Genomic DNA, 2,749 nt, shown 5'->3' with positions numbered 1-2,749 from the left:
ACTGCCGGCATGGCCAATTCGAGGCATACCGAACCATGAGCTACATTTAAGAGCGTGTCCTTACCCGCTAAACCTCTCACATGGTCTTTATTTGGTAGAAGACCCAAGCATAACCAACCAAACAGCGTTAGCTCACAACAAACTTGAAAAAAACTCACCAACAAATAGCGACATTCTATACTTGAATCAACCAACTGAAGGGTTTCGCTTAAATGATACGACTTCGCAGACTTTGCTGGACATTACTTTTATTAAGTAGCCCAGCCTTAGGGGCTCAAACACTAAAAGTCGCCTTAATCGACCATGACCTCGATGCTGGGGAAGAAGCCAGCATAAAAAGTTTAAAGCTCGCAGCCAGTAGCTTAAACATTGCCCTGCAGTTGCTTCCGCTACCAGAAATTAGGGCAGAGCACTTAATGGAGTACGACGAACTCGATGGTGAAGCTTTTGCTTATGAAATCCCCGGTCGTCAAACGAGAAACATGTTTAAAATTGATGTTCCAATAGAAAGTTCAGCCCTATGGATATGGGTACACCAAAGCCAAGCCTGTATTGAAGACCCAGTCCAATTAGCTCACTTCAAGCCAGTTGGCATTACCGGCATCCCTTATTTTGAGATATTTTATCAACTTTCAGAGGTGGGTTATGAAAAAGTATCCAACCCACATAAATTAGTCACTATGTTACGGCTGGGGCGAGCTGATTATTTTGCCGCCACCAAACGCTCTATTAACAACCTGCTTGACGAACTGGAGCAACAGCAAATAAAAACTTGTTTCAACCAAGCCTATACCACCATTACCAGCTACTTTTACCTAAATAATAGACACCAAGAAATAGCCAAGGCCCTCACCCAAGAACTAAGTAAGGCCATCCTTATTTATCCTGATGACGATGCTAACAAAGACGATGTAGAGTAAGTCCAGCCGCCAAGCCGAACTTAACAATAACAACTAATAAAAGCACTAGAGCCTAGCTTCAAGTGCTGGTAGTGTAGGCAACTTAAGGATCACATGATTTATAGGAACCTAGGTTTTGAGCCGCTCTTCTTTCCAACAGTTTCATTGGCATTCACAGCAATTTGGCTGTGCCAGCAACGATATTGATTGTTTTTATCAGCAACTCCAACATCAGATGCAACGTTTAGCTATGGCTAAGCAAACACTGGGAGAAATCGCTGCTTACCCCTTAGATTTATACCAATCTGCCGAGCCTCAAGCCGACAAAGCCAATATCTTAATTAGCGCCGGTTTTCATGGAGAAGAAGCCGCTGGCCCCTGGGGAATGTTGAAGTTTTTAAGCCAACTAGAAAACGACATATTCTCGCAAATCAACCTCAGTGTACTGCCTTTAGTTAACCCCACCGGATTTAAAGCAGGCCATCGTTTTAATCAGTTTGGTGAAAATCCCAATCGAGGTTTTGCGGTTGAAGACGGCCAAGCCGTAGTGTCTGAAGAGAGCTCTGTAGAAGGAAAACTGTTAATAGCCCATCAAGACTTACTAAAAACGCTGAGTCGAGATGGTATTTTGACCTGCCATGAAGATGTATTGCAGCACAGCTGTTATGTTTACTCCTTTGAACCTGGACAAGCAGCAGGAGCCTTTAGCACGGGGCTAAGGGATAGCTTAGCCCACTACTTTACGCTTGCCGCCGACAACACTATCGACGGCTGGAATTTGGATAAGGGCTTGATCCATAACCACTACGACAGTTCATTTGAGTCGTGCTTAGTGCAGTTAGGTGCTAAACGCGGCGCCTGCAGTGAAACCCCAGCGCTGGAAGACTTCGATCAACGCATCAACGCCAATTGTGCGGTGATGCAGCAATTTTTGTCGGTCAGCCTCAAGCAGAGTTAATACTCGCTTAAGCCTTGGTGGAATTTAGCTAAGCCTGCGATTCCACCTTGTCTTGCAGATCTAAGTGCATCTCTATCACCCCATCCTCTAACTCAAACTTAACCCTAAAGCCAAGGTGTTTAGCCAAGCCCGCCATGCCTCGGTTTTGTATCATGGTCATGCCCGTTAAGCTCTGAGTGCCCATGGTTTGATAATAACGAATTAACTTTTGCAACAGATGCTTACCCAAGCCAAGGCCTTGTAAATCGCTTCTTACCGCCATGGCAAATTCGGCTTCAATATTGTCAGGGTCAATGGTGGCCCGCACTACCCCCAAAATTGCTCGGTCATCTTCCGCTTGTTCATCAACTGCGATAAAGGCCATTTCTCGGGCATAATCGATTTGCGTGAGTAGCGCCATTTCCTCATGGGTCATTTGGCCACGAGCGCCAAAATAGCGTTTATAGCGATCTTCCTCACTTAACGAAGAATCAAAGGCCAAATGGTTGGGTTCATCCTCAGGAAGGATCGGTCTGAGTAACACGCGTGAGCCGTTTTTTATCTCACAATATTCTTCTAACTCCCTAGGGTAAGGGCGAATAGCCAAACGTTGCCCTAGCTTGTCATCACTGTCTTGCAGCCGCATATTCACATCTAACAAAATGATGTTATCACCCGCCGCCAATACCGGATTAAGATCTAAGCGTGCAATTTCTGGACAATCGATGATCAAATTAGATAAACGCGTCAGCATTTTACACAGGGCGTCCATTTTTAAGCCGTTGGGCAGCCGCCGGTCTCTTATTTTTTCCGCTTTCAGCGCCGAAATCACTAAATAACGCGCTAAGCTCATGTTCAGCGGCGGCAGCGCCACCGCAGCATCCTGAGTCTCATCCCACTCAGAACCGCCCTC

Annotated in this window: 4 protein-coding genes; 2 read left to right on the top strand and 2 right to left on the bottom strand. The window is 45.7% G+C overall.

Translation table 11 applies throughout. The annotated features are described in order from the left end of the window. On the bottom strand, positions 1–194 hold a 194-nt coding region (locus ACQY6Q_RS03030; RefSeq protein WP_427977717.1), incomplete at its 3' end, for a hypothetical protein. 18 nt (positions 195–212) lie between these two features. On the opposite strand from ACQY6Q_RS03030, the gene ACQY6Q_RS03025 reads away from it, so the two are divergent. Both ACQY6Q_RS03025 and ACQY6Q_RS03020 read left to right on the top strand, forming a co-directional pair. Continuing rightward, positions 213–920: a hypothetical protein gene (locus tag ACQY6Q_RS03025; RefSeq protein ID WP_427977715.1), complete on the top strand. Its 708-nt coding sequence runs from the start codon at positions 213–215 to the stop codon at positions 918–920. A gap of 115 nt (positions 921–1,035) precedes the next feature. Then, a complete protein-coding gene (locus ACQY6Q_RS03020) occupies positions 1,036–1,857 on the top strand; it encodes a M14 family metallopeptidase (RefSeq protein ID WP_427977713.1) in 822 nt (273 codons plus the stop codon). A gap of 28 nt (positions 1,858–1,885) precedes the next feature. On the opposite strand, the gene ACQY6Q_RS03015 is transcribed toward ACQY6Q_RS03020, so the two are convergent. Continuing rightward, a partial coding sequence (locus tag ACQY6Q_RS03015) for a GNAT family N-acetyltransferase (RefSeq protein WP_427977711.1) occupies positions 1,886–2,749 on the bottom strand: 864 nt, incomplete at its 5' end.

This window comes from Agarivorans sp. (assembly GCF_050295395.1).
Lineage (GTDB): Bacteria > Pseudomonadota > Gammaproteobacteria > Enterobacterales > Celerinatantimonadaceae > Agarivorans.
The sequence above is the reverse complement of the archived record's forward strand: the minus strand, read 5'-3'. Positions and strand labels throughout refer to the sequence as shown.